The sequence below is a fragment of the Streptomyces sp. NPDC020379 genome, assembly GCF_044387105.1.
Taxonomy (GTDB): domain Bacteria; phylum Actinomycetota; class Actinomycetes; order Streptomycetales; family Streptomycetaceae; genus Streptomyces.
In genome coordinates, this window is the sequence record NZ_JBIRVR010000009.1 from 97,527 (window position 1) to 121,593 (window position 24,067).

At 71.1% G+C, this 24,067-nt stretch carries 18 protein-coding genes and 5 tRNA genes; 13 read left to right on the forward strand and 10 right to left on the reverse strand.

All coding sequences use genetic code 11. The features are described from left to right. Window positions 1-83: 83 nt before the first annotated feature. Window positions 84-1,682, forward strand: coding sequence for a citramalate synthase (gene cimA, locus ACH427_RS14590; RefSeq protein ID WP_398869809.1), 1,599 nt, complete (start codon window positions 84-86; stop codon window positions 1,680-1,682). Between the two features lie 225 nt (window positions 1,683-1,907). Here cimA and ACH427_RS14595 read toward each other — a convergent pair whose 3' ends face one another. After that, window positions 1,908-2,540, reverse strand: coding sequence for a TetR/AcrR family transcriptional regulator (locus ACH427_RS14595; protein WP_398869811.1), 633 nt, complete (start codon window positions 2,538-2,540; stop codon window positions 1,908-1,910). Between the two features lie 105 nt (window positions 2,541-2,645). On the opposite strand from ACH427_RS14595, the gene ACH427_RS14600 reads away from it, so the two are divergent. After that, a complete protein-coding gene (locus ACH427_RS14600) occupies window positions 2,646-4,199 on the forward strand; it encodes an FAD-dependent monooxygenase (RefSeq protein ID WP_398869812.1) in 1,554 nt (517 codons plus the stop codon). A 12-nt stretch (window positions 4,200-4,211) separates the two neighbouring features. Here ACH427_RS14600 and ACH427_RS14605 read toward each other — a convergent pair whose 3' ends face one another. Next, the gene (locus tag ACH427_RS14605) at window positions 4,212-4,865 is read right to left on the reverse strand and encodes a YceI family protein (protein ID WP_398869813.1); all 654 of its coding nucleotides are present in this window, start codon (window positions 4,863-4,865) and stop codon (window positions 4,212-4,214) included. 435 nt (window positions 4,866-5,300) lie between these two features. On the opposite strand from ACH427_RS14605, the gene ACH427_RS14610 reads away from it, so the two are divergent. The 3 genes from ACH427_RS14610 to ACH427_RS14620 all read left to right on the forward strand — a co-directional run bounded on the left by ACH427_RS14610 (window position 5,301) and on the right by ACH427_RS14620 (window position 9,692). Further along, complete coding sequence (locus ACH427_RS14610) at window positions 5,301-7,679, forward strand: polysaccharide lyase 8 family protein (RefSeq protein WP_398869814.1); 2,379 nt, start codon at window positions 5,301-5,303, stop codon at window positions 7,677-7,679. 219 nt (window positions 7,680-7,898) lie between these two features. Beyond that, window positions 7,899-9,482, forward strand: coding sequence for an acyl-CoA carboxylase subunit beta (locus ACH427_RS14615; protein ID WP_398869816.1), 1,584 nt, complete (start codon window positions 7,899-7,901; stop codon window positions 9,480-9,482). 12 nt (window positions 9,483-9,494) lie between these two features. Then, window positions 9,495-9,692 carry an acyl-CoA carboxylase subunit epsilon gene (locus tag ACH427_RS14620; protein ID WP_398869817.1) on the forward strand — a complete coding sequence of 66 codons (198 nt, stop codon included), beginning with the start codon at window positions 9,495-9,497 and terminating at the stop codon, window positions 9,690-9,692. Window positions 9,693-9,848: 156 nt separating this feature from the next. Here ACH427_RS14620 and ACH427_RS14625 read toward each other — a convergent pair whose 3' ends face one another. From ACH427_RS14625 to ACH427_RS14660, 8 genes are all read right to left on the reverse strand, one after another. Beyond that, window positions 9,849-10,430 carry an ATP/GTP-binding protein gene (locus ACH427_RS14625; protein ID WP_116214070.1) on the reverse strand — a complete coding sequence of 194 codons (582 nt, stop codon included), beginning with the start codon at window positions 10,428-10,430 and terminating at the stop codon, window positions 9,849-9,851. Further along, complete coding sequence (locus ACH427_RS14630) at window positions 10,411-10,950, reverse strand: DUF742 domain-containing protein (RefSeq protein WP_398869818.1); 540 nt, start codon at window positions 10,948-10,950, stop codon at window positions 10,411-10,413. Before ACH427_RS14630 ends, ACH427_RS14625 begins: the two co-directional genes overlap by 20 nt. 86 nt (window positions 10,951-11,036) lie before the next feature. Further along, window positions 11,037-11,450 carry a roadblock/LC7 domain-containing protein gene (locus ACH427_RS14635; protein ID WP_162890378.1) on the reverse strand — a complete coding sequence of 138 codons (414 nt, stop codon included), beginning with the start codon at window positions 11,448-11,450 and terminating at the stop codon, window positions 11,037-11,039. A 10-nt stretch (window positions 11,451-11,460) separates the two neighbouring features. Further along, window positions 11,461-14,715, reverse strand: a complete 3,255-nt coding sequence (locus tag ACH427_RS14640; RefSeq protein WP_398869819.1) for a nitrate- and nitrite sensing domain-containing protein — start codon at window positions 14,713-14,715, stop codon at window positions 11,461-11,463. 328 nt (window positions 14,716-15,043) lie between these two features. Beyond that, entirely contained in the window at window positions 15,044-15,625 is a 582-nt protein-coding gene (locus tag ACH427_RS14645; RefSeq protein ID WP_398869820.1) for a GTP-binding protein, read from the reverse strand. Continuing rightward, on the reverse strand, window positions 15,606-16,013 hold the full coding sequence (locus ACH427_RS14650; RefSeq protein WP_116214075.1) for a DUF742 domain-containing protein: 408 nt from the start codon (window positions 16,011-16,013) through the stop codon (window positions 15,606-15,608). The genes ACH427_RS14645 and ACH427_RS14650 overlap by 20 nt, the downstream gene beginning before the upstream one ends. Before the next feature lie 103 nt (window positions 16,014-16,116). Beyond that, window positions 16,117-16,530 carry a roadblock/LC7 domain-containing protein gene (locus tag ACH427_RS14655; RefSeq protein WP_301894302.1) on the reverse strand — a complete coding sequence of 138 codons (414 nt, stop codon included), beginning with the start codon at window positions 16,528-16,530 and terminating at the stop codon, window positions 16,117-16,119. A gap of 9 nt (window positions 16,531-16,539) precedes the next feature. Then, a complete protein-coding gene (locus tag ACH427_RS14660; protein WP_398869821.1) occupies window positions 16,540-20,181 on the reverse strand; it encodes a nitrate- and nitrite sensing domain-containing protein in 3,642 nt (1,213 codons plus the stop codon). 483 nt (window positions 20,182-20,664) lie between these two features. Between ACH427_RS14660 and ACH427_RS14665 the strand changes: the two genes are divergently transcribed. The 8 genes from ACH427_RS14665 (at window position 20,665) to ACH427_RS14700 (ending at window position 24,058) form a co-directional block, all read left to right on the forward strand. Further along, complete coding sequence (locus tag ACH427_RS14665) at window positions 20,665-20,877, forward strand: hypothetical protein (RefSeq protein ID WP_398869822.1); 213 nt, start codon at window positions 20,665-20,667, stop codon at window positions 20,875-20,877. A 90-nt stretch (window positions 20,878-20,967) separates the two neighbouring features. Continuing rightward, window positions 20,968-21,750 carry a fumarylacetoacetate hydrolase family protein gene (locus tag ACH427_RS14670; RefSeq protein WP_398869823.1) on the forward strand — a complete coding sequence of 261 codons (783 nt, stop codon included), beginning with the start codon at window positions 20,968-20,970 and terminating at the stop codon, window positions 21,748-21,750. Continuing rightward, window positions 21,743-23,221: a glutamate--tRNA ligase gene (gene gltX, locus ACH427_RS14675; RefSeq protein WP_398869824.1), complete on the forward strand. Its 1,479-nt coding sequence runs from the start codon at window positions 21,743-21,745 to the stop codon at window positions 23,219-23,221. The genes ACH427_RS14670 and gltX overlap by 8 nt, the downstream gene beginning before the upstream one ends. A 294-nt stretch (window positions 23,222-23,515) precedes the next feature. Then, a tRNA-Gln gene (locus ACH427_RS14680) sits at window positions 23,516-23,587 on the forward strand. Window positions 23,588-23,660: 73 nt separating this feature from the next. After that, window positions 23,661-23,733, forward strand: a tRNA-Glu gene (locus tag ACH427_RS14685). A 59-nt stretch (window positions 23,734-23,792) separates the two neighbouring features. After that, window positions 23,793-23,865, forward strand: a tRNA-Glu gene (locus ACH427_RS14690). 12 nt (window positions 23,866-23,877) lie between these two features. Further along, window positions 23,878-23,949 (forward strand) — tRNA-Gln (locus ACH427_RS14695). Window positions 23,950-23,985: 36 nt separating this feature from the next. Next, a tRNA-Glu gene (locus ACH427_RS14700) sits at window positions 23,986-24,058 on the forward strand. Window positions 24,059-24,067 lie beyond the last annotated feature (9 nt).

The window sequence follows — 24,067 nt, forward strand, 5'->3', positions numbered from 1 at the left end:
CCGGAGGCGAGGGCGCGCGACCATGAGGGGACGGTGGAACCGGTCAGTCCGGTAGACCGAGATCCGACAGGAGCCAGAGCAGCATGACGGACGCAACCGACGACAGCTTCCACGTCTTCGACACCACCTTGCGTGACGGCGCGCAGCGCGAAGGCATCAACCTCACCGTCGCGGACAAGCTGACCATCGCCCGGCACCTGGACGACTTCGGCGTCGGCTTCATCGAGGGCGGCTGGCCGGGCGCGAACCCCCGGGACACCGAGTTCTTCCAGCGGGCCCAGGAGGAGATCGACTTCAAGCACGCGCGGCTCGTCGCGTTCGGCGCCACCCGCAAGGCGGGCGTCCGCGCGGAGGGCGACCCGCAGGTCGCGGCGCTCCTCGCCTCGGGCGCCCCCGTCATCACACTGGTCGCCAAGTCCCACGACCGCCACGTCGAACTCGCGCTGCGCACCACGCTGGAGGAGAACCTCGCGATGGTGCGCGACACCGTCTCCTACCTCCGGGCGCGCGGCCGACGGGTCTTCGTCGACTGCGAGCACTTCTTCGACGGCTACCACGCCAACTCCCGCTACGCGACGCAGGTCGTGCGCACCGCGCACGAGGCGGGCGCCGACGTGGCCGTCCTCTGCGACACCAACGGCGGGATGCTGCCCGCGCGGGTCGAGGCCGTCGTGCGCGCCGTGGCCGCCGACACCGGGGCGCGGCTCGGCATCCACGCGCAGGACGACACGGGCTGCGCGGTCGCCAACACCCTCGCCGCCGTGGACGCGGGCGCCACGCACGTGCAGTGCACGGCCAACGGCTACGGCGAGCGCGTCGGCAACTCCAATCTCTTCCCCGTCGTCGCCGCTCTGGAGCTCAAGTACGGCCGCAAGGTGCTGCCGGAGGGCTCGCTCGCCGAGATGACCCGCATCTCGCACGCCATCGCCGAGGTCGTCAACCTCACGCCCTCCACCCACCAGCCCTACGTCGGCGTCTCCGCCTTCGCGCACAAGGCCGGGCTGCACGCCTCCGCGATCAAGGTCGACCCGGACCTCTACCAGCACATCGACCCGGAGCGCGTCGGCAACACCATGCGGATGCTGGTCTCCGACATGGCCGGCCGCGCCTCCATCGAGCTCAAGGGCAAGGAACTGGGCATCGACCTGGGCGACGACCGCGAGCTGATCGGCCGCGTCGTCGAGCGCGTCAAGGAGCGCGAACTGGCGGGCTACACCTATGAAGCGGCCGACGCCTCCTTCGAGTTGCTGCTGCGTCAGGAGACGGAGGGGCGGGCGCGCCGCTACTACCGGGTGGAGTCCTGGCGCGCCATCGTGGAGGACCGCCCCGACGGCACGCACGCCAACGAGGCGACCGTGAAACTGTGGGCCAAGGGCGAGCGCATCGTCGCCACCGCCGAGGGAAACGGCCCGGTCAACGCCCTGGACCGGGCCCTGCGCGTGGCCCTGGAGCGCATCTATCCCCAGCTCGCCGCCCTGAAGCTCACCGACTACAAGGTCCGCATCCTGGAAGGCAGCCTGGGCACGGGCTCCATCACGAGGGTCCTGGTCTCGACGAGCGACGAGAGCGGCGAGTGGTCGACGGTGGGCGTGGCGGAGAACGTCATCGCGGCCTCGTGGCAGGCGCTGGACGACGCCTACGCGTACGGCTTGCGAAGGGCGGGGGTGGAACCGCAGGAGTAAGGGGAGGGAAGGGCTGATTCAGGGGTCCGGTCCGGGCGCCCACCCTCCTGGCTCGTCCGGCGTTCGAGGACAACGCGGCGAAGCCGTGTCGCGGGGTCTGGGGCGCGGCCCCGGTTCCGGGGTGCGCAGCGTTGTGGGGGTCTGGGGGCTTGCCCCCCCACGCGGCGGAGCCGCACATCAGACGCGGCCGGGAAGGGGCGGGGCTGGGAACAAACCCCGTCCGCCTCAGCCGTACACAGCCCCCACCCCGCCTTCCAACAACCCGTAAGCCACATCCGCGTCCGCACGCGCGAGAGGCAACGCCTCAGCCGCACTCAACCCCCCGTTCAGCCGCCCCCAGTTCACCCGGGCCAACCGCTGCTGCACCGCCACGATCTGCGCCGCCGCCAGCCGAGCCGTGAGCTCGCCACCGCCGGATCCGGCGAGCACCGAGGCCAGCTCCTCCTCGTCCCGCTCCGCGTACCGCACCAGCCGTGCCACCAGGCTCGGCGTCGTGAAGACCATGTCGTGGAAGGCCAATACGGCGGGGTGGTCGCAGAGGCCCGTGACCGGGTCGTGGGCGTCGAGGCGGTCGTGGAAGTGCGTGCGCAGCGCGGCCAGTGGCGACCGCCCGGCCGGCCGCTCGCGCACCACGCGGGCCGCTTCGCCCTGGTGATCGGCGATGCGGTGCAGGACGAGGTCTTCCTTGGCCGGGAAATAGCGGAAGAGCGTCGGCTTGGAGACCTCCACCGCGGCGGCCACATCCGCGACCGACACCTGGTCGAAGCCGCGCGCGAGAAAGAGCTCGATCGCCGTCTCGGACAGCGCCTGCCGTGTGCGCTGCTTCTTGCGTTCCCGCAGTCCGGTCTCGTCGGTCACGGGTTCACTCTATCAGGTCGTGTTACTTGGAATCGTTTGTTACTCGGTTGCGTTTTCTTCTCGCGAGGGCTTTCATGGAGGCACCGAACGACGGAGGGACACCGTATGACCACCACCGCAGTGCTGATCGTGGGCGCCGGACCGACGGGCCTGACGCTGGCCTGCACACTCGCCCGCGCCGGGGTTCCGGTGCGGATCGTCGACAAGTCGCCGGAATTCCACGGTGGTTCGCGCGGCAAGGGGCTCAACCAGCGCAGTCGTGAAGTGCTCGCGGACCTCGGCATGGGAGAGGAGTTCACGGCCGCGGGCAACCCCCGCCTGACCCTCCGCAAGTACCGGGGCGGTGCCCTGATCGCCGACCACACGCCCCAGGAGGACGCGGCCCCCACGCCCGACGTGCCGTACGCGACGGGGCTGTGGATACCCCAGTGGCGGACCGAGGAGATCCTCAGGGCGAAGCTCGCTTCGTACGGGGTCCGGGTCGAACTGGGCACCGAGGTGGCCGAGTTCACGCAGGACGAGTCCGGGGTGACGGCCACGCTGGCCGGCGGGCGGCGCGTCCGGGCCGCGTATCTCGTGGGCTGCGACGGTGCCCGCGGCATGGTCCGCAAGGCGCTCGGGCTGTCCTTCGACGGGGAGACCGCGCCGGAGCTGGCCCTGGTCGGGGATGTCGAGGTCGAGGGCGGCCTGGACCGCGGGTACTGGCACCAGTGGATCGACGAGGACGGTGCCGTCCTGCTCTGCCCCCTGCCGGGCACCGAACGCTGGCAGCTCCAGAGCTCGCCGGAGCGTGACGCCGAGGGGCGGTACGAGGAGCCGTCGCTGGAGGTCTTCCAGCGTCAGCTCGACCGCCACGCGCGGATACCCGGGCTGCGGCTGACCAACCCGGGCTGGCTCTCCACCTACCGCGTCAATGTCCGGATGGCGGAGCGCTTCCGGGTCGGCCGGGCCTTCCTCGCGGGTGACGCGGCTCATGTCCACTCGATAGCCGGCGGCCTCGGTATGAACACCGGCATCCAGGACGGCTACAACCTCGGCTGGAAGCTCGCCCTCGTCGCGCGCGGCCTGGCGGGGGAGGGGCTGCTGGAGACCTACGAGGAGGAGCGGCTGCCAGTGGCCGCCTGGACCTTGAAGACCACCAACGAGCGGCTGCGGGCCGTCATGGAGGGGACGCGGACGGCGGGGGTCGGCACGGAGGCGGGGTTCAGCCGGGACCTCACCACGCTGGGCGTCGGCTACGGCTGGGGCTCGCTGGCGTGGGGCGGGCGGGCGGCGGGGGAGCGGGCGCCGGACGCGCCGTGCCGCGACGCCACGACCGGCGAGCCGGTCAGGCTCTTCGAGGTCTTCGCGGGCTCCCGGTTCACCCTGCTGGGCTTCGGTCCGCGCAGTGCCGAGGCGCTCGCGCGGGCGTCGGCCGCCTGCGGCGATCTGGTCCGCGCCTGTCTGATCGACGGGGACGGGGAGGGGCTGGTGGATCCCGACGGGCACGCGTGGCGGGCGTACGGCATGAGGGGGCGGGAGGAGCCGGCCGTGGACGGGCCGGGGGAAGGAGGGGCGGGCGGCCTGGTGCTGGTGCGGCCCGACAACCACATCGCGTGGACGGCGGCGGTGGACCGAGGCGCTGAGGTCGTCGACCGTCTGGAGCGCCTCGGCCGCTGACACCGCATGGGGTCAGGCCAGGGGAGCGGACTTGACGGCGGAGATGTCGAAGGTCAGCTTCACCTTGTCGCTGACCATCACGCCACCGGTCTCCAGGGCGGCGTTCCAGGTCAGGCCCCAGTCGGAGCGCAGGATCTCGGCGCTGCCCTCGAAGCCGACCCGCTCGTTGCCGTAGACGTCGGTGGCCGAGCCGTTGAAGTCCAGGTCGATGGAGAGCGGGCGGGTGACGTCCTTGATGGTGAGGTCGCCGGTGATGCGGTAGCGGTCGCCGCCGAGCTGCTGGGCGCTGGTGGAGCGGAAGGTCATCAGCGGGAAGCGCTCGGCGTCGAAGAAGTCGGCGCCGCGCAGGTGGGCGTCGCGGTCCTTCATGCCGGTGTCCACGCTCTCGATCCGCACGTCGAGGGAGGCGGTGGAGCGGGAGGGGTCGGAGCCGTCGAGGCGCAGGGTCCCCTCGTGCTCGGTGAACGAGCCCTTGACGTTGGTGACCATGGCGTGCCGGACCGTGAAGCCGATGCTGCTGTGGGTCGGGTCGACGGTGTATTCGCCGGTCAGGGCGGCCAGCGCGGGGTCCACGGCGAGAGGGGCGGCCGAGGCGGCCGAGGCGGCGGGGGCGTCGAGGGTGGCGGTGGCTGCGGAGGTGCCGCGCTTGCGGGCGAAGAGGGTCATGACTGCTCCTGGGGGGAGAAAGGTAGTCGTTGAAGGTTCAACGAGAATGACGTTAGCGCGACCTGATTCAAGTTTCAACATCTGGCGAGGGTGATTTCCCGGAGTGATTTCCTGGCCCATTCCGTTCCGGTGCGGTCGTGTCCCTTGTGAGCCCTGCCGGGGCGTGCCACGGTGTGCCCTCTCCATCCGTCCCACGGCTCTCTCGCCCCTGCCCTGCCTCTGCCGCGCCTCGCTCCTGCCCTGCCCCGCTCGCCCGGCCGCGCGGCCCCGGGGTGCTGCCGCCCCGCGCGGCGTCCCGCGTCGCACCGTCCGCGTCACCCCGTCCGTGCCACCGCTTCCCGCGCCATCTCCCGTCCCTGCCGCCCGTCCCCGCCCCCGTCCCCCGTCCCCATCCCCGTCGTCCCCGCCACCGCCGCCCGTCGGAAGGATCCCGTCGTGCCGACCGCCCCCGCCTGGACCCGTCGTGGCTTCCTCGCCGCCTCCGCCGCCGGTGCGCTCGGCTTCGCCTCCGCCGGGCCGGGTGAGGAATTCCCGGCGCTGCGGCGGCGGTGGCGCGAGATCATGCTCGGCACCGGGTTCGACGCCACCGCCGAGCCCTACGCCGGTGTCCTGCGCGGCACGGGGGAGCTCGCCCGTGTCCACCGCGCGGGCATGAGACCCGCGCCCGGCTCGCTCTGGCCCGACGCCCCCTTCGACCCGCCGAGCGGGATCACCCAGAGCTTCGCCCGGCTGCACGTCATGGCCCAGGCGTACGCCCAGCCGGGCACGGGGCTCACGGGGGACGCCGGCCTCGCCGCCGATGTCCTCGCCGGTCTCGACCACGTGCGGGAGCGCGTCTACAACCCGGGCACCACGCGGTACGGCAACTGGTGGGAGTGGCAGATCGGCAGCCCGCGGCTGCTCCTCGACACCCTGACGCTCCTGCACGACGAGGCCGGTCCCGGGCGGCGCGCCGGAATCCTGGACGCGGTCGGCCACTTCGTCCCCGACTCCGAGCTCGGTCATTACTCCGGCACCAGCACCGGGGCCAACCGCGTCGACCTGTGCCGCGTCGTCGCCCTGCGCGGCATCCTCGGCACGGACCCCGGCAGGACCGCCCTCGCCCGCGACGCCCTCTCGCCCGTCTTCCCCTATGTGACCCAGGGGGACGGTCTCTACGCCGACGGCTCCTTCGTCCAGCACACCTGGGTCGCCTACTCCGGCACCTACGGCCAGGTCCTGCTCGACGGGCTCGGGCGGCTCTTCGCCCTGCTGCGGGGATCGGCCTGGGAGGTCACGGACCCGGCCGCGCGGCACATCCACGACAGCGTCGAGAACGCCTACGCGCCCCTGATCCACAACGGTCTGATGATGGACAGCGTCTCCGGCCGCGCCATAAGCCGGGGCGTACAGCGCGCCGACCCACGCGGGCTGCCGCAGAGCGACCGGCAGCGCGGCCACGCGGTGATCGCCGCCATCGCCCTGCTGGCGAGCGGCGCGCCCCCGGCCGACCGCGACCGGTGGTACGCGCTGATCAAGGGGTGGGCGGACCGCGGCACCGGCCTGCGGGCCGACCCGCAGTTCGGCGTCGCCGACCTCGCCCGCGTCGCGGCCGCGCTCGACGCCCCGGGCCCGGCCGCGCCCGAGCCCGTCGGGCACCGGCTGTTCGCCGCCATGGACCGAGCCGTGCACCGCCGCCCCGGCTGGACCGTCAACATCGCCATGGCCTCCGACCGCATCACCCACTACGAGAACGGCAACGGCGAGAACCCCCGCGGCTGGCACACCGGCGCCGGAATGCTCTCCTGGTGGGCGGCGCCGGGCGGCGACGGGCAGTACACGGACGCCTTCTGGCCCACCGTCGACCCGTACCGCCTGCCCGGGACGACCGTCTCCGCCAAGCGGCTCGCCGACAACGAAGGCGGCGGCTGGGGCGCGCCCAGGCCCGCCGTGCGCTGGGTGGGCGGTGTCACCGACGGGGAGTTCGCCGCCGTCGGCCAGCACCTCAAGGGGCTCGCCTCCACCCTGGAGGCCCGGAAGTCCTGGTTCTGCGCGGCCGATACGGTCGTCTGCCTCGGCGCGGGCATCACCGCGCGCGACGGCACCCCCGTGGAAACGGTCGTCGACAACCGATCCCTGGGGGAGCGCGGGGAGCCGGTCCTGACCGTCGACGGCGCGCCGCAGGGCGCCGTCGCCGGCTGGGCGCGGTCCTACGCCCGCGCCCGCTGGGCCCACCTCGCGGGCCACGGCGGCTACGTCTTCCCCGGCGGCGCGCCCCTGGACGCCTTGTGCGAAGCCCGCTCGGGGGCCTGGCACGACATCAACTCCGGTGGCAGCCCCGACCGTCTGACCCGCCGCTATCTCACCCTGCTCAGCCGCCACGGCACGGACCCGGCCGGTGCCTCCTACGCGTATCTCCTGCTGCCCGGCGCCGGACCGCGTGCCGTGGCGGCGCGGGCCGCGGATCCCCACTGGCTCACCGTGCTCGCCAACTCCCCGGCCTGCCAGGCGATTCGCGTCCCCTCGCTCGGCCTCACCGCCGCCAACTTCTGGGCGGCGGGCGCCACCGGCGCGGCCGGGGCCCTCGCCGTCACGGCCCCGGCGGCCGTGCTCGTCAGAGAGACACCCACGGCGCGCGGGCGCACCGCGACGCTCCACCTCGCCGAGCCACCGCGCACGGGCGCTCCCGTCGACCTCACGTGGCACCGCCCGGTGCGCGGGGTCACCGCCCACGATCCCTCGGTGCGGGTGCTGGCCACGGGCGACACCCTGCGGATCAGAGTCACCCCGGGAACGGCCTGCGCCGCCCACCGCTGTACGGTCACCCTGGCGTGATCATGGATGGGGCGCCCCGGCGCGAGAGGGCCGTCAAGTTGCCCAGCCTACGGCTCCGGGCGCCGTCTTTTGTGAGGTATTCACAATGGGTACCCCCTATCGGGGGTGGGGCGGACCTCGGCCCCTGTGCGCTTCTGTGACGCCTGCCCACCAAATCGCACAGGACGTTGTATGGAACCGACATGAGTTTCCGGCCGTCCCGCCGCGTACCGTCTATGCATGAGCAATCTCGAAGGTGCGCCCGTAGAGGCGAGTGACGTCCGTGGGCGCGTCGCCGAGCTGCACGCCATCCGCGAGCAGGTTCGGCGTGGTCCGAGCGAGCGGGCGACCCAGGCCCAGAAGGCCAAGGGGAAGCTGACGGCCCGGGAGCGGATCGACCTGCTCCTGGACGAGGGGTCGTTCTCCGAGGTGGAGCCGCTGCGGCGGCACCGGGCTTCGGGGTTCGGACTGGAGAGCAAGAAGCCTTACACCGACGGTGTGATCACCGGCTGGGGCACCGTCCACGGCCGTACGGTCTTCGTCTACGCCCACGACTTCCGGATCTTCGGCGGTGCGCTCGGCGAGGCGCACGCCACCAAGATCCACAAGATTATGGACAAGGCCATCGCGGCCGGGGCGCCCCTGGTGTCCCTGAACGACGGCGCCGGAGCCCGCATCCAGGAGGGCGTCTCGGCGCTCGCCGGCTACGGCGGGATCTTCCAGCGCAACACCCGGGCCTCCGGCGTCATCCCGCAGATCAGCGTGATGCTCGGCCCCTGCGCCGGTGGCGCGGCCTACAGCCCGGCGCTCACGGACTTCGTCTTCATGGTCCGTGAGACCTCGCAGATGTTCATCACCGGCCCCGACGTCGTGCGCGCCGTCACCGGCGAGGAGATCAGCCAGAACGGCCTGGGCGGCGCGGACGTGCACGCCGAGACCTCCGGCGTGGCCCACTTCGCCTACGACGACGAGGAGACGTGCCTCGAGGAGGTGCGCTACCTCCTGTCGCTGCTGCCGCAGAACAACCGCGAGAACCCGCCCCGCGTGGCGAGCGAGGATCCGGCCGACCGCGTCGGCGAGGCCCTGCTCGACCTGGTCCCGGCCGACGGCAACCGCCCGTACGACATGCGCAAGGTCATCGAGGAGATCGTCGACGACGGCGAGTACCTCGAGGTCCACGAGCGCTGGGCCACCAACATCATCTGCGCGCTGTCCCGGCTGGACGGCCAGGTCGTCGGCATCGTGGCCAACCAGCCGCAGTCCCTCGCCGGCGTGCTGGACATCGAGGCGAGCGAGAAGGCCGCCCGTTTCATCCAGATGTGCGACGCCTTCAACATCCCGATCATCACTCTTCTGGACGTACCGGGCTTTCTCCCCGGCGTCGACCAGGAGCACGGTGGAATCATCCGGCACGGCGCCAAGCTGCTGTACGCGTACTGCAATGCCACGGTGCCGCGGATCTCGGTGATCCTGCGCAAGGCGTACGGCGGCGCGTACATCGTCATGGACTCCCAGTCCATCGGCGCCGACCTCACCTACGCCTGGCCGACGAACGAGATCGCCGTCATGGGCGCCGAGGGCGCGGCCAACGTGATCTTCCGCAAGCAGATCGCCGAGGCGGACGACCCCGAGGCGATGCGGGCCCGGATGGTCAAGGAGTACAAGGCCGAGCTCATGCACCCGTACTACGCCGCCGAGCGCGGGCTGGTGGACGACGTGATCGACCCGGTCGAGACCCGGTCGGTCCTCATCAGGTCGCTGGCGATGCTCGCCACGAAGCACGCCGACCTGCCCTCCCGCAAGCACGGCAACCCGCCCCAGTAAGGGAGTCACAGCATGGAGAACACGCTCGTACGCGTCGAGAAGGGCATGGCCGACGCGGAGGAAGTGGCCGCGGTCACGGCCGTCCTGCTCGCCCGTGCGGCTGCGTTCGGCACCGACGCGGCCCCCGCGCGGCCCCGCCGCACGGCCGCCGGGTGGCGCCGCCTGGAGCGCACGCCCGGCTTCAGGGCGCCGCACAGCTGGCAGGGCTGACACCCACCACCGAAGCGCCGGACGGGCCGACTCCTCGGCCCGTCCGGCGCTTTCGCGTGCCTGCCCCCGTCCGGCCAGGCGGAAGTCCCGGATACGCAGAAGGTCCCCGCACTCCGTGAGTGTGGGGACCTTTTCGCGTCGGCGCAGCCGACCCGCTCATCGCAGGCGCGCCATCAGGGCGTGCTCGACCAGGGTGATGAGGGCGCTCTTGGCCTCGTTGCGGTGGCGGGCGTCCGTCGTGATGATCGGCGCGTCCGGGCCGATCTGGAGGGCCTCGCGCACCTCCTCCGGGGTGTACGGCTGGTGCCCGTCGAAGCCGTTGAGGGCGATGACGAAGGGCAGGCCGCTGTTCTCGAAGTAGTCGACCGCGGGGAAGCAGTCGGCGAGCCGGCGGGTGTCGACGAGGACGACGGCACCGATCGCGCCGCGCACCAGGTCGTCCCACATGAACCAGAAACGGTCCTGGCCCGGGGTACCGAAGAGGTACAGGATCAGGTCCTGGTCCAGGGTGATACGGCCGAAGTCCATGGCCACGGTCGTCGTGGTCTTGTCCGGCGCGTGCGTGAGGTCGTCGATCCCCGCGGAGGCGGACGTCATCACGGCTTCGGTGCGCAGCGGGTTGATCTCCGAGACCGCGCCGACGAACGTGGTCTTGCCCACGCCGAATCCACCCGCCACCACGATCTTCGCGGAGGTGGTGGAGCGGACTGCCTCGCCGCTAGAGGTTCCGAAGTCCACTGAGCACCCTTTCGAGCAGTGTCACGTCAGGCTGGCCGCCGGCGGACTCGTCGCCGCCGGGCTGATGGATGGCGACGAGCCCGGCCTCCGCCAAGTCGGCGACGAGGATTCGGGCGACGCCGAGGGGGATGGAGAGAAGTGCCGAGATCTCGGCGACCGACTTGATCTCACGGCACAGATGGCAGATGCGCTGGTGTTCCGGCAACTGCCCTTGGAGCTGGGACGGCTGGGCCGTGGTGTGCACCAGCGCCTCGATGGCGAGCTGGTACCGCGGCCGGGTCCGGCCGCCGGTCATCGCATACGGGCGGACCAGCGGATTGTGCTTCTTGGCCCCCGAGGGGGACCCCGCGGCCGCACGCCGCTGCTGCTGTTGCTGCGGTACCTGCTGCATGTGCTGCGGCGGGCGCGGCGGCTCCGCGTGCGCTTGATGGCTCGGCGCCGAAGGGAAGTTGAAGCGGTTCAACGGGGGCTGACCCTGCTGTTCATTGCCATACGGGTAACCGCCTGGGGGCGTTGCCACGTCAATCCTCCTCCAACTCGCCTGTCTGCTGCTGGTCGCGCCACCGCACCTTATGGCGCGGTGGCGCGAAACGCACTGCCTCTTTGCTAGTTGAGAAGGCTCCCCTGCAGTTCGGCGCGGAGATCGGGGGTGAGTACGGTGCCCGCGCGGTCGACGAGGAGGGCCATCTCGTAGCCCACGAGGCCGATGTCGCACTCGGGGTGCGCCAGGACGGCCAGGGAGGATCCGTCGGAGACGGACATGATGAAGAGGAAGCCGCGTTCCATCTCCACGACGGTCTGGTTGACCGCGCCGCCCTCGAAGATCCGGGAGGCTCCGGCCGTGAGCGAGGTCAGGCCGGAGGCGACCGCCGCCAGCTGGTCCGCGCGGTCCCGCGGGAAACCTTCGGACATGGCCAGAAGGAGTCCGTCGGCGGAGACCACGACGGTGTGGGACACCCCTGGGGTGTTCTCCACGAAACTGGTGATCAACCAGTTCAGGTTTTGCGCCGCCTGGCTCATCGGGCTCACACTAACGCTCCTGATCGTAGGTACCGCCGGGGCCGAAGCCCTGGTCGTGTTGCTCATGCTGCTCCTGCGCGCCGACGGTGTCGCCGCCCGCGCTGCGTCCCTGCTGGATGCCGCGGCGCAGATTGCTCAGCCTGCCGCGTACGTCCTCCGGGGCACGGGATATCTGGGCGCCGCTCTGGGGGGTCTGCTCCGCCTTGCCCTCGATCAGATTGGCCTTGGGCACGCGGCGGGGGAGACCAGAGGGGGTGATTCCGCCGGCTTTCGGCTCACGGAGCTGCTCGGCGCGATGCCAGCGCTCGTCGTTCGCCGATCGCCAGTCGGGCTCGCTGCCCTCCTGCGGCTGCTGTGGGACGTCCTGCTGAGGCTGCTCCGCATCGCCGGCCCCCGCGGCGTCCTCGACTGAATCGGACTGCTGCCACTGCTTCGCGCGGCGCGGCAGACCGGACCCGGTCAGCGAGTGGGAGCCGCTCGAGGCGGGGCCCGGACGGTCGAACTCTACGCGCTCCGGCTGTGCCGTGTCAGCGGGCGACAGGGTTTCCGAATCCGCTCCGTAACCCTGCTGGGTGGCGTTCCGGTACGGACCTGACTCCTGCCACCCGCCCTGCTGGGCCGGGGCGGCGAAACCGTCGAAGCCCTGCTGCCGGCCGGGGTAACCCGGTTCCGCATACCCGGCGTCCGGATAGCCGGCCTCGGGGTAGGCGTGCTGGCCCGTCTGCTCGTAGGACTCGTAGCCCTGCTGCGGCGCCTGGTGCTGACCCGTCGAGTGCTGGTCCTGGGGCACCGCGTGCTGCCCGGTCGCGTGCTGACCGTGCTGCGGCACCACGTGCTGGCCCGTCGCGTGCTGACCGGGGTACGGGACGGCGTGGCCGCCGGTGTCCTGGTCGGGCTGCTGCTCGTAAGGCTGCTGCTGGGCGGTCTGCTGCTCGTAACCCTGCTGCTCGAACGACTGCTGCTCGAACGGCTGCTGGGTGACCTGGTCCTGGAACAGTGGGCGGCCTTCGGCCACCTGCGCCTCCAGGGCCGCGCGGCGCTCCTCACGCAGTCGCGAGCGGCCGAGCGGATCCAGCGCCGGAGCGCCGGAGTTCTCCTGCCGGGGCTCGTAGCGCGAGTCGTCGAAGCCGAGCTCGGCAGCGGTGCGGGCCCGGCCCATGGGCGTCGCCTGCTGCTCGGGCACCATCCGGGAGACCGTGAAGTCGTCACCGGACAGCTCGTCCTCGCCGCCGCCACCGTGCGTGATGGCGTCCGGGAGCATCACCAGCGAGGTGGTGCCGGCCTGCTCGCCGGAGGGGCGCAGCTGGACGCGGATGCCGTGGCGGGTCGCCAGGCGGCCGACCACGAAGAGACCCATGCGCTGGGCGATCGCGACGTCCACGGACGGCGGGTTGGCCAGGCGGTGGTTGATGTCCGCGAAGTCCTCGGCGGTCAGGCCGATGCCCTTGTCGTGGATCTCGACCATGACGCGGCCGTCGGGCAGCCGGGTCGCGGTGACGCGGACCTTGGTGTGCGGCGAGGAGAACGAGGTGGCGTTCTCCAGCAGCTCCGCGAGGAGGTGCACGAGGTCGGTCACGGCCAGGCCGTGGATCTCGGCGTCCGGGACGCCGGAGAGCTCGATGCGCTCGTACGCCTCCACCTCGGAGGACGCGGCGCGCAGCACGTCCACCAGCGGGACCGGCTGGTCCCAGCGGCGGCCGGGCTCCTCGCCGGCGAGGACCAGGAGGTTCTCGCCGTTGCGGCGCATGCGGGTGGCCAGGTGGTCCAGGCGGAAGAGGTTCTCCAGCTGGTCCGGGTCGGCCTCGTTCTCCTCCAGCTCCGTGATCAGGGTCAGCTGGCCCTCGATCAGGGACTGGTTGCGGCGCGAGAGGTTGGTGAAGATCGCGTTGACGTTGCCTCGCAGCAGGGCCTGCTCGGCGGCGAGCCGGACGGCCTCGCGGTGCACCTGGTCGAAGGCGCGGGCGACCTCGCCGATCTCGTCCCGGGTGGTGATCGGGATCGGCTGGATCCGGGTGTCCACGCGGCCGGGGTCGGTGCGCGAGAGCTGGTCGACCAGCGCGGGCAGCTGCTGCTCGGCGATGTCGAAGGCGGCGCGGCGCAGGTGGCGCATGTTGCGGCTCATCGAGCGCGCCATCATGCCGGCCACGAAGAACGCGATGATGAGGACCGCGATCAGGATCGAGGCGTTGATGTACGCGGTCTGCTGGGCGTCGGACGAGACGCTCTCGGCCTCGTTCACCGCCTTGTCGGCCAGTTCCTTCTCGACGTCGCGGTAGGCGTCGAACTTCGCCGTGGCGGCCGTGAACCAGCCGTCCGCGGTGATGTCCGCGGCCTTCAGCTGCTTCTGCGTGCTGCCCGCGGCGATCGCGTTGAAGATCTTGTCCTGTTCGGATGTCTTGGCCTTGGTGGCCATGATGTCGTTCAGGCGGCTGATGTCGTCCTCGCTGCCGGCGGCGTCGTACTCACGCCGGGCGATGGACTCCAGGAAGTTGTACGAGATGAACGCGGTCGTCAGGGCGGCCCGGTCGGACTCGCTCTCGACCGGCTTGACCAGCAGGTGGGTGCCGATGGAGCGCTGGAGCGACTCGGCGGCCTTCGCCAGCTCGATCGCGTAGACCATGCGGCCGTAGGAGTTGTTGCCGGTGCCCAGGCCCAGCTCGTTGGCGAAGGTCATCAGCGGCTGCTGGATGGCGCCGTAGCCGTCCTCCGACTCCACCTTCGGCATCTCGGAGGTGAACGCCTTCTTACGCAGCTTCGGCAGCGTCAGCTCGGCCTCGCGGAAGAGCTTCAGGCGGCGCTTCAGGGTCGGGGTGCCCGGCGCCTTGGAGACGGCCTTGTCGAAGTCCGCCTTGGCGGCGTCCGTCGCGGCCTGCGCCTTCTTGACGACGGCGGCGTCGCGGTTGCCCAGCAGCATCGGCTGCGCGCTCAGGTCGCGCTCGTCGAGGACGGCGTGGGCATACGTGGCGGCGGCACGGACCAGACGCGCGGTGTTCGCCGCGTCCTTGGCCTCGGTCCAGGTGTCCACCGAGCCCTTGACGTCCAGTCCGCCGAAGACCAGGGCCACCAGCACCGGGATCATCAGGATCGCGTTCAGGCGGACGGGCACACGCCAGTTGCGGGGCGAGAAGCGGCCGCCACGGGCCGCGGCCGGCGGGGCGGGCGTTTCGGGCACGTCGGAAGGCGGCACCGCTGTGCGCGACGGCGGGGTGAAGTTGCCCCGCTCGTCCCGCGCCTGCTGTGCGGCGCCCGTCTTTCTGCGCGTCACTCGACCAACAACCTCTCGGCGTCGGCACCTGCGTTGTGTGCCGTTTTTCGAACTGAGCCGTTACCGCTCAGTTCCTGGAATTCCAGCACGTCAGGCGTGCGCATTCCAAACAGTGCGCGCAGCCGACGGCCGAAGCGATTTGCCCGACATAAAACGGGCATTAAGAGCGAGCGGCGCCAAATGGCGGGCGAATCATGAGCAGAGCGAAGCGGGCCGAACGCAGACGGTGTCCACGTCCGGCCGATTCTCTGTCGAAACGTTATGAACGCCCCGCCGGGTCGTGTTCAATACCACAACCCATTTCCGACAACCAGGAGATTGTGCGGAGCTACTTCAACCGCGCCATCAGGGCGTGCTCGACAAGAGTGATGAGGGCGCTCTTCGCCTCGTTGCGGTGGCGGGCGTCCGTCGTGATGATCGGGGTGTCCGGGCCGATCTGGAGCGCCTCGCGCACCTCTTCGGGCCCGTACGGCTGGTGCCCGTCGAAGCCGTTGAGGGCGATGACGAAGGGCAGGCCGCTGTTCTCGAAGTAGTCGACCGCGGGGAAGCAGTCGGCGAGCCGGCGGGTGTCGACGAGGACGATCGCGCCGATCGCGCCGCGCACCAGGTCGTCCCACATGAACCAGAAACGGTCCTGACCCGGCGTCCCGAACAGATAGAGGATCAGATCGTCGTCCAGCGTGATGCGGCCGAAATCCATCGCCACGGTCGTCGTGGTCTTGTCCGGCGCGTGCGTGAGATCGTCGATCCCCGCGGAGGCGGACGTCATCACGGCTTCGGTGCGCAGCGGGCTGATCTCCGAGACCGCGCCGACGAACGTGGTCTTACCGACGCCGAAACCGCCCGCCACGACTATCTTCGCGGACGTGGTGGAACGGCCGACGCCCCCGCTAGAGCTTCCGAAGTCCACTGAGCACCCTTTCGAGCAGTGTCACATCCGGCGTCCCGCCGGACTCGCCGCTGCCGCCCGGCTGGTGGATCGCCACCATTCCGGCCTCCGCCAGGTCCGCGACGAGGATGCGAGCCACGCCCAGGGGCATGTTCAGCAGCGCCGAGACCTCCGCGACGGACTTGACCTCCCGGCACAGGTGACAGATCCGCTGGTGCTCGGGGAGCAGCCCCTGGAGGTGCGCCGGATCGGCCGTGGAGCTGACCAGGGCCTCGATGGCGAGCTGGTAGCGCGGCCGGGTGCGGCCACCCGTCATGGCATAGGGGCGGACCAGCGGCTGGTCGCCTTCACTCCCGTACGACGCGTGATGAGAAGCGCCGTACGGGCCGGGCGAGGCGGGCGGGGTCATGAATCCTCCGGACGGGACAGCAGGATGGCAATAATGCCGTCGAGCGGTGGCCGGTGGGGGGTTTTCGGCCGTGCGGTCGGACGGTATCTGCGGGGTGCGGGGGTCAGTTCAGCAGGCTGCCCTGGAGCTCGGCGCGGAGATCGGGGGTGAGTACGGTGCCCGCGCGGTCGACGAGGAGGGCCATCTCGTAGCCCACGAGGCCGATGTCGCACTCGGGGTGCGCCAGGACGGCCAGGGAGGATCCGTCGGAGACGGACATGATGAAGAGGAAGCCGCGTTCCATCTCCACGACGGTCTGGTTGACCGCGCCGCCCTCGAAGATCCGGGAGGCTCCGGCCGTGAGCGAGGTCAGGCCGGAGGCGACCGCCGCCAGCTGGTCCGCGCGGTCCCGCGGGAAACCTTCGGACATCGCCAGAAGGAGTCCGTCGGCGGACACCACCACCGTGTGGGAGACCCCCGGGGTGCTCTCCACGAAGTTGGTGATCAACCAGTTCAGATTCTGCGCCGCCTGGCTCATCGGACTCAACTAACGCTCCTGCTGGTAAGTGGGGCCAACGTTGTGGCTGCCGGTGGCCGAGGCGTTGCCGGCCTGACGGCCCTGCTGGATGCCCCGGCGAAGGTTGGTCAGACGGCCGCGCACGTCGTCGGGCGCGCGCGAGACCTGCGGACCGGTCGGTTGGTTCTGCTGCTGCTCCGCGGTGCCCTCGACGAGGTTCGCGCGCGGCACGCGGCGCGGCAGACCCGACGGGGTGATCCCGCCCGCGGCCGGCTCGCGGACCTGCTCGGCCCGGCGCCAGCGCTCGTCGTTGGGGGAGTCGCGCCAGTTGTCCTGCGCGGCCGGCTGCTGCCGGTCCGCCCGCGGGGCGGGCGGGACCTGCGAGCGCTGCGGGTCGTCGAGGGTCTGACGCGGCTCGCGCCGCGGCAGCCGCTGCGGGGTGCCCGCCGGGGGCACCGGCGCGGCGGGTGGCTGGTTCTCGTCCGTACCGCGGAACCAGTTGGACTCCAGCTCCTCGAAGAGCGGGGTCCGGGCGTCGCCCTGCGGAGCCCGGTCGGCGCCGGGACGGGCGTGACCGCCGTCACCGGCCAGTGGCCAGTCGTCCACCGGGGCCTCGGGCCGCGCGTACTGACCGGACGTGCTGTTCGGGGCCTCGTCCGTACCCGGCACGGCGAACTGCCCCGTGCCGCCTGGCCGCGCGTACTGGCCCGTGTCGCCGGGCCGCGCGTACTGGCCACTGGTGCTGTTCGGCGCGTCCGTGCCCGCGGGCAGGGCGAACTGGCCCGTCGTACCGGGGCCGTTCGGCTGCGCGTGCTGGCCGCTCGTGCTGTCCGGGAGGTCGAACCCGCCCGTGGAGCCCGTGCCGTCGGGCCGCGCGTGCTGGCCCGACGTGCCGCCGGACGGCTCGGGCGTGGAACCGATCGCGGGGAACTGGGCGGTGTCGCCGGGGCCGGCGGCGGGCAGGGCGAAACCGCCCGACGTGCCGTCCGCGGGCACGGGGTAGGTGCCCGTGGAGGCGGCGTCGACGTCCTGGTGACCGCGCGGGGTGTCCTGCGCGGCGCGGCCCGCGGCGTCCGCGGACGGCATCGGCCAGTCGTCGGCCGGCGGCTTCGGGGCGGCCTGCTGCTGCTCGTTGCCCCAGCTGGGGGTCTTGCGGGTCGGCAGCCCGGGCGCGGAGCCGGGAGCCGCCGCGGGACCGCTGCCCCGGCGCCTCGGCATCTGCGGGCGGCGGACGTTCTCGCTCGCCGGGGGGATGGCGGCGGGGCCGCCGTCACCACGGGACGGCAGCGTGGGACGGCCGTCGGCACCCGGGGCGCCCTTGGCGTCCGGGCCACCGCGCGGCGCGGCGTCGAAGAGGCTGCCACCGGTCGGACCGGCGGCGGGACCGGCGCCGTTGCCCGCGCCGGGCGCGGGGACGGGGCGCGTCGGCAGACCGCTCTCCGTCGTGGCGGGACGGCCGGCCAGCGCCGGGCGCGGGCCGCTGCCCGGGACCTGGCGGCGCGGCGCGGAGCCGCCCATCAGGCCGGGGCCGCCCTTGCCGCCGGCGGGGGCCGGGGGCATGCCGGCCGGGGCGGGCGTGCCGGTGGCACCCGGCATCGGCCGCTTGCCGCCCTGGGCGACGTCGACCGGCAGCATGACGAGCGCGGTCGTGCCGCCCGAGTCGGAGGGGCGCAGCTGGATGCGGACGCCGTGTCGCAGGGACAGGCGGCCGACCACGAACAGACCCATGCGGCGGGAGACCGAGACGTCCACGGTCGGCGGGCTGGCGAGCCGCTCGTTGATCGAGGCGAGGTCCTCGGGGGAGAGGCCGATGCCGGTGTCGTGGATCTCGACCAGCACGCGGCCGTCGGGCAGCGCGTGGCCGGTGACCTTGACCTTGGTCTGCGGGGAGGAGAACGACGTCGCGTTCTCCAGCAGCTCGGCGAGGAGGTGCACGAGGTCGTTGACCACGCGGCCGGCGACCTCGGTCGGCGGCACGCCGCTGAGCTCGATGCGCTCGTACTGCTCCACCTCGGACGCGGCGGCACGCAGGACGTCGACGAGGGGCACGGGCCGGGTCCACCGGCGGCCGGGCTCCTCACCCGCGAGGACGAGGAGGTTCTCGCCGTTACGGCGCATGCGGGTCGCGAGGTGGTCGAGCTTGAACAGCGAGGAGAGCTGGTCGGGGTCGGCCTCGCGGCTCTCCAGCTCGGAGATCAGCGACAGCTGACGCTGGATGAGGCCCTGGCTGCGGCGCGAGAGGTTGGTGAACATCGCGTTGACGTTGCCTCGCAGCAGCGCCTGCTCGGCGGCGAGGCGGACGGCCTCGCGGTGCACGTCGTCGAAGGCCGCGGCCACCTTGCCGATCTCGTCCGTGCTGTGCACGCCGACGGACTCCACGGACGTGTCGACGTCCTGCGGGTCGGTCTCGGAGAGCTGCTTGACGAGCTCGGGCAGCCGCTCCTGGGCGACCTTCTGCGCGGTGTCCTGCAGGCGGCGCAGCGAGCGGACCATGGACCGCGCCACGACGAAGGCGCCGACGAGCGAGATGCCGAGGACGAGCACGATCAGCACACCGTTGAGGATGGCTTCCTGCTGGGCGTCGTCGCGCAGCTCACGCGCCTTCTGCACCATCTGGGAGAGCAGGTCCTGCTCGACCTTGGACATCTCGTTGAGCTTGGTGCCGGACTGGTCGGACCAGTCGCGCCAGGACGTCTGGGCGTCCTTGATGCCGCCGTCCTTGGACAGGATGCGATCGGCCAGGGCGTTCGCCGCGGTGACGTCGGCGACGCCGCCGTCGAGCGCCTGGAGCAGCGTCTTCGCGTCGTCGGCGTGGATCTGTGAGAACCGCTTCATCGTCTGGGCCTCGGCCTGCCGCGCCTCGTCGCCGTACTGGCGGTCGTTGGCGGAGAGGCTGGGGCCGCCCTTGGCGGCCAGCGCCGCGGTGATCACGGCGCGCTGGATGGAGGCGTACTCCTTGGCGGCGGAGAAGGTCGCCAGCGAGCGGGTCGCGGTGATCATGTCGCTGTTGCTGGTGGCCTGGGCCATGTCCTGCGAGAGCGACAGCAGGGAGTTGATCAGCGAGTCGTAGTTGTTGACGGTCTGGGCGATGTAGCCCGGATCGTGGAAGGCGCTCTCCCGGACCGACTGGATCTTCTTCAGCTGGCGGGTGATGTCCACCAGGGTGGTCTTGACACCGACCATCGTCGGGTCGTTCGGCTTCAGCTCCTCGGTGGCCTGGCCGAACGCCTGGATGTTCTTGTCGGTGCGCTGCCGGGTCGAGACGACGCTGTCGTCGTCCGTGGAGCCCGCGGACAGCGGGCCCGCGGACTTGTCGCGCTCGTCCTGCAGGGCGCTGGCCAGCGCGGTGGCCTTGCTCGTCATGTCCGTCAGGAGCTTCATGTGGTCGAGCTGGTCGACGTTCTGAAGCGAGCTGTCGATGCGCATCGCGCCCAGGGTCGTCGCTGCGACGACGGGGAGGGCGAGCAGGGAGACGAGTCGGGTTGAAATGCGCCAGTTGCGCAGGGCTATTCGTGAGCCCGGCCCGCTGGGCCCCTTCGCCTTCGACGTGGACTTCGACCGTTCGGCGGATTCGCCACCGGTCGGCGCGTCGACGGACGTGCCGCGGTCGGTCGCACCGCGCGGCTCCGGCTCCGCCGCAGCGCTGCCATCCCTCTTGAAACGTCCCTGCACTAGCGTCGCAACCTCTGGACCAGGCGTCCCACCGGCGGAGCGGCGGGACGGTGTCGAGTCGTGGGGGGACCGCGGTTGCCCCCTGGCGGTCCGTGGAATTCCAGCACAGTGCCGGATCCCCCAACAAGGCCGGTGCACGACCCCCTCCGGTGCGTGACGCTCGGTGGCGTGAACCGTCACGGGTTGTAGAGGACCAGAGCCTTTATATGGGGCCATACGCAACAATTCGGCCCGACGGCACCCATGGCCGCCCCGTGTCCCAGTCGCCATGATCAGGAGCGGAACGTCAGGTTCAGCGATGCAATGTCCGTTTCGTGAAGGCGTAATGGGCGCCCGCTATGCGGCATTTTTCGGCAAGCTCGTGAGCAAACTCACAAGCAACTCATGACTTCTCGCGCGGACGGCTGGGGATAGGCGCGCCTAGCCTGGTCCTTTACACAGGCCGCGAAAACGACCGCGCCACACGACACCGCGAGGCAGCAAGTGCAGACGACGACCAAGAAGACGAAGACCACGACGACGCTGGTGTCCCGCAAGACCGCCAATCCGCGCCGCACGACGCTCGCCCACCTGGAGAGCGCCCAGGCGCTGCGCACCCTGGAGCCCCGCGAGCACGCCGTCGAGCTGCCCGCCGTCACGGCCAACCCGCGCCGCACCGTCCTCATGACCGCGCCGGTCGCGGCCCCCCAGGACTGACGTCCGGCGGCGCACGGGCCGCACACGCCCCCCGCGATAGCCTGATGTGGTCAGACTCCGGCCGGATCAGATAAGGGGCAACAGCTTCCCGTGCGCATCGCCAGGTTCTCCATCGACGGCAACGTCGCCTTCGGCGTCGTGGAAGGGGACGCCTCAACCGAAGGCGGCCCCGTCCTCGACATCATCAAGGGCCACCCCTTCGCCGAATTCGAGCGCTCGGGGCAGAAGATCCCCCTCTCCAAGGTGCGGCTCCTGCCGCCCGTGCTGCCCAACAAGGTCGTCGGCATCGGGCGCAACTACGCCGAGCACGCCGGCGAGCTGGGCAACGAGGTCCCCGACGCCCCCGTCGTCTTCTTCAAGCCGTCCACCACGGTGATCGGCCCCGGCGACCCCATCGCCTACCCCTCCTTCTCCGGCGAGGTGCACCACGAGGCCGAGCTGGCCGTGGTCATCGGGCGGATGTGCCGCGAGGTCCCGCGCGAGCGCGTGAAGGACGTCATCCTCGGCTACACCTGCGCCAACGACGTCACCGCGCGCGACATCCAGCGGAGCGAGCACCAGTGGGGCCGCGCCAAGGGCTTCGACAGCTCCTGCCCCCTGGGCCCCTGGGTGGAGACCGAGCTCGACCCGGGCGACCTCGGCATCATGTGCACGGTCAACGGCGAACAGCGCCAGCTGGGCAGCACGAGCGCCATGGTGCGCTCCATCGAGGACCTGATCGTCCACATCACCGAGGCGATGACGCTGCTCCCCGGCGACGTCGTCCTCACGGGCACCCCGGCCGGCGTCGGGCCCCTGAACGTCGGCGACGAGGTCGCCGTCACCATCGAAGGCATCGGCACTCTCACCAATAAGGTGATCAAGCGTGGCTAGCGCAACTCCTGTACGCGTCCGTTTCTGTCCCTCGCCGACCGGCAACCCTCACGTGGGTCTGGTCCGCACCGCCCTCTTCAACTGGGCGTTCGCCCGCCACAACGGCGGCACCATGGTCTTCCGCATCGAGGACACCGACGCGGCGCGCGACTCGGAGGAGTCGTACGAGCAGCTGCTGGACTCGATGCGCTGGCTGGGCTTCGACTGGGACGAGGGCCCCGAGGTCGGCGGCCCGCACGCCCCGTACCGCCAGTCGCAGCGCATGGACATCTACCGGGACATCGCGCGCAGGCTGCTGGACGGCGGCTACGCCTACCCGTGCTACTGCACCACCGAGGAGCTCGACGCCCGCCGCGAGGCCGCCCGCGCCGCCGGCAAGCCGTCCGGGTACGACGGCCAGTGCCGCGACCTGACCGCCGAGCGGAAGCAGGCGTACGAGGCCGAGGGCCGCAGCCACATCGTCCGCTTCCGCATGCCGGACGAGGCCACCACCTTCACGGACCTGGTCCGCGGCGAGATCACCGTCCAGGCGGAGAACGTCACCGACTACGGCATCGTCCGTGCCAACGGCGCCCCGCTCTACACGCTCGTCAACCCCGTCGACGACGCCCTGATGGAGATCACGCACGTGCTGCGCGGCGAGGACCTGCTGTCCTCCACCCCGCGCCAGATCGCGCTCTACAAGGCGCTGATCGAGCTGGGCGTCGCCAAGGACATCCCGGCCTTCGGCCACCTGCCGTACGTCATGGGCGAGGGCAACAAGAAGCTCTCCAAGCGCGACCCGCAGGCGTCCCTGAACCTCTACCGGGAGCGCGGCTTCCTCCCCGAGGGCCTGCTCAACTACCTCTCGCTGCTGGGCTGGTCGTTCTCGGCCGACCAGGACATCTTCTCGATCGACGAGATGGTGGCGAAGTTCGACCTCGCCGACGTCAACGCCAACCCGGCGCGCTTCGACCTGAAGAAGGCCGAGTCGATCAACGCCGACCACATCCGGCGTCTCGATGTGAAGGCGTTCGCCGAGGCGTGCGCCCCGTGGCTGCGGGCCCCGCACGCCAACTGGGCCCCGGAGGACTTCGACCCGGCGGCCTGGGAGGCGATCGCCCCGTACGCCCAGACCCGCGTCACGGTGCTGTCGGACATCACGGCCAACGTCGACTTCCTCTTCCTCAAGGAGCCGGTGCGGGACGAGGCGTCCTGGGCCAAGGCCATGAAGGAGGGCTCCGACGCGCTGCTGCGCACGGCCCGCGAGAAGCTCGAGGCGGCCGACTGGTCGAGCCCCGACGCCCTCAAGGACGCCGTGCTGGCCGCCGGTGAGGCGCACGGCCTGAAGCTCGGCAAGGCGCAGGCCCCGGTCCGCGTGGCCGTCACCGGCCGCACGGTCGGCCTGCCGCTCTTCGAGTCCCTGCAGATCCTGGGCCGCGAGCGCACCTTCGCCCGCATCGACGCGGCGCTGGCGAAGCTGGCCGCGTAGCCGTAGCGGCATACGTCCGGGCCGAGGGCCCTCTCCAGCGGTACGCGACCGCGGGAGAGGGCCCTCGGCCTTCGCGGCGCCAGGGCCCTTACGGGGCGCGCGGGGGCCGCCTGGCGCCCTTGCGTGACGCCCCGGGCGCCTCGCGGAGGTGTCCCGGCCGCTGCGCGGGCTTATCGGTTTTGGAGCACCCTCCACCTTCGGGTAATGTTCTTCCTGCGCCGCCCGAGAGGGCCGAGAGGCCGGAACGGACGGAGCAAGCCCGAACAAGACCCCTTCAGGGAGGTCGAGTTCTGGTGGGGTATGGTGTAATTGGCAGCACGAGGGTTTCTGGTTCCCTTAGTCTAGGTTCGAGTCCTGGTACCCCAGCAAAAGAAATTCACTCGGATTTCTTTTGATAAAGTAGGAAACGCGGTAAACAAAGCAGTAAAGCGCAGTGCGAGCCCCCGTTGTGTAGCGGCCTAGCACGCCGCCCTCTCAAGGCGGTAGCGCCGGTTCGAATCCGGTCGGGGGTACAGATCCTGAATTCATCACCATCCGGAGATTTCCCGGAGGCGAGGAATGGATCGCTAGGGCCCCCGTTGTGTAGCGGCCTAGCACGCCGCCCTCTCAAGGCGGTAGCGCCGGTTCGAATCCGGTCGGGGGTACGGGTAACACCATGGGCTATGGTGTAATTGGCAGCACGAGGGTTTCTGGTTCCCTTAGTCTAGGTTCGAGTCCTGGTAGCCCAGCGCAGAGAGCGACAGCTCTGCAAAGCAGCAAAGCAGGCCCCCGTTGTGTAGCGGCCTAGCACGCCGCCCTCTCAAGGCGGTAGCGCCGGTTCGAATCCGGTCGGGGGTACAAAAAGGA

Excerpts from the sequence above, each read along its gene's own strand:
- ACH427_RS14600 (WP_398869812.1), top strand. The coding sequence starts at position 2,646 with ATGACCACCACCGCAGTGCTGATCGTGGGCGCCGGACCGACGGGCCTG.
- ACH427_RS14635 (WP_162890378.1), bottom strand. The coding sequence starts at position 11,450 with ATGAGCCAGGCGGCGCAAAACCTGAACTGGTTGATCACCAGTTTCGTG.
- ACH427_RS14615 (WP_398869816.1), top strand. The coding sequence starts at position 7,899 with ATGAGCAATCTCGAAGGTGCGCCCGTAGAGGCGAGTGACGTCCGTGGG.
- ACH427_RS14620 (WP_398869817.1), top strand. The coding sequence starts at position 9,495 with ATGGAGAACACGCTCGTACGCGTCGAGAAGGGCATGGCCGACGCGGAG.
- ACH427_RS14605 (WP_398869813.1), bottom strand. The coding sequence starts at position 4,865 with ATGACCCTCTTCGCCCGCAAGCGCGGCACCTCCGCAGCCACCGCCACC.
- ACH427_RS14650 (WP_116214075.1), bottom strand. The coding sequence starts at position 16,013 with ATGACCCCGCCCGCCTCGCCCGGCCCGTACGGCGCTTCTCATCACGCG.
- cimA (WP_398869809.1), top strand. The coding sequence starts at position 84 with ATGACGGACGCAACCGACGACAGCTTCCACGTCTTCGACACCACCTTG.
- ACH427_RS14655 (WP_301894302.1), bottom strand. The coding sequence starts at position 16,530 with ATGAGCCAGGCGGCGCAGAATCTGAACTGGTTGATCACCAACTTCGTG.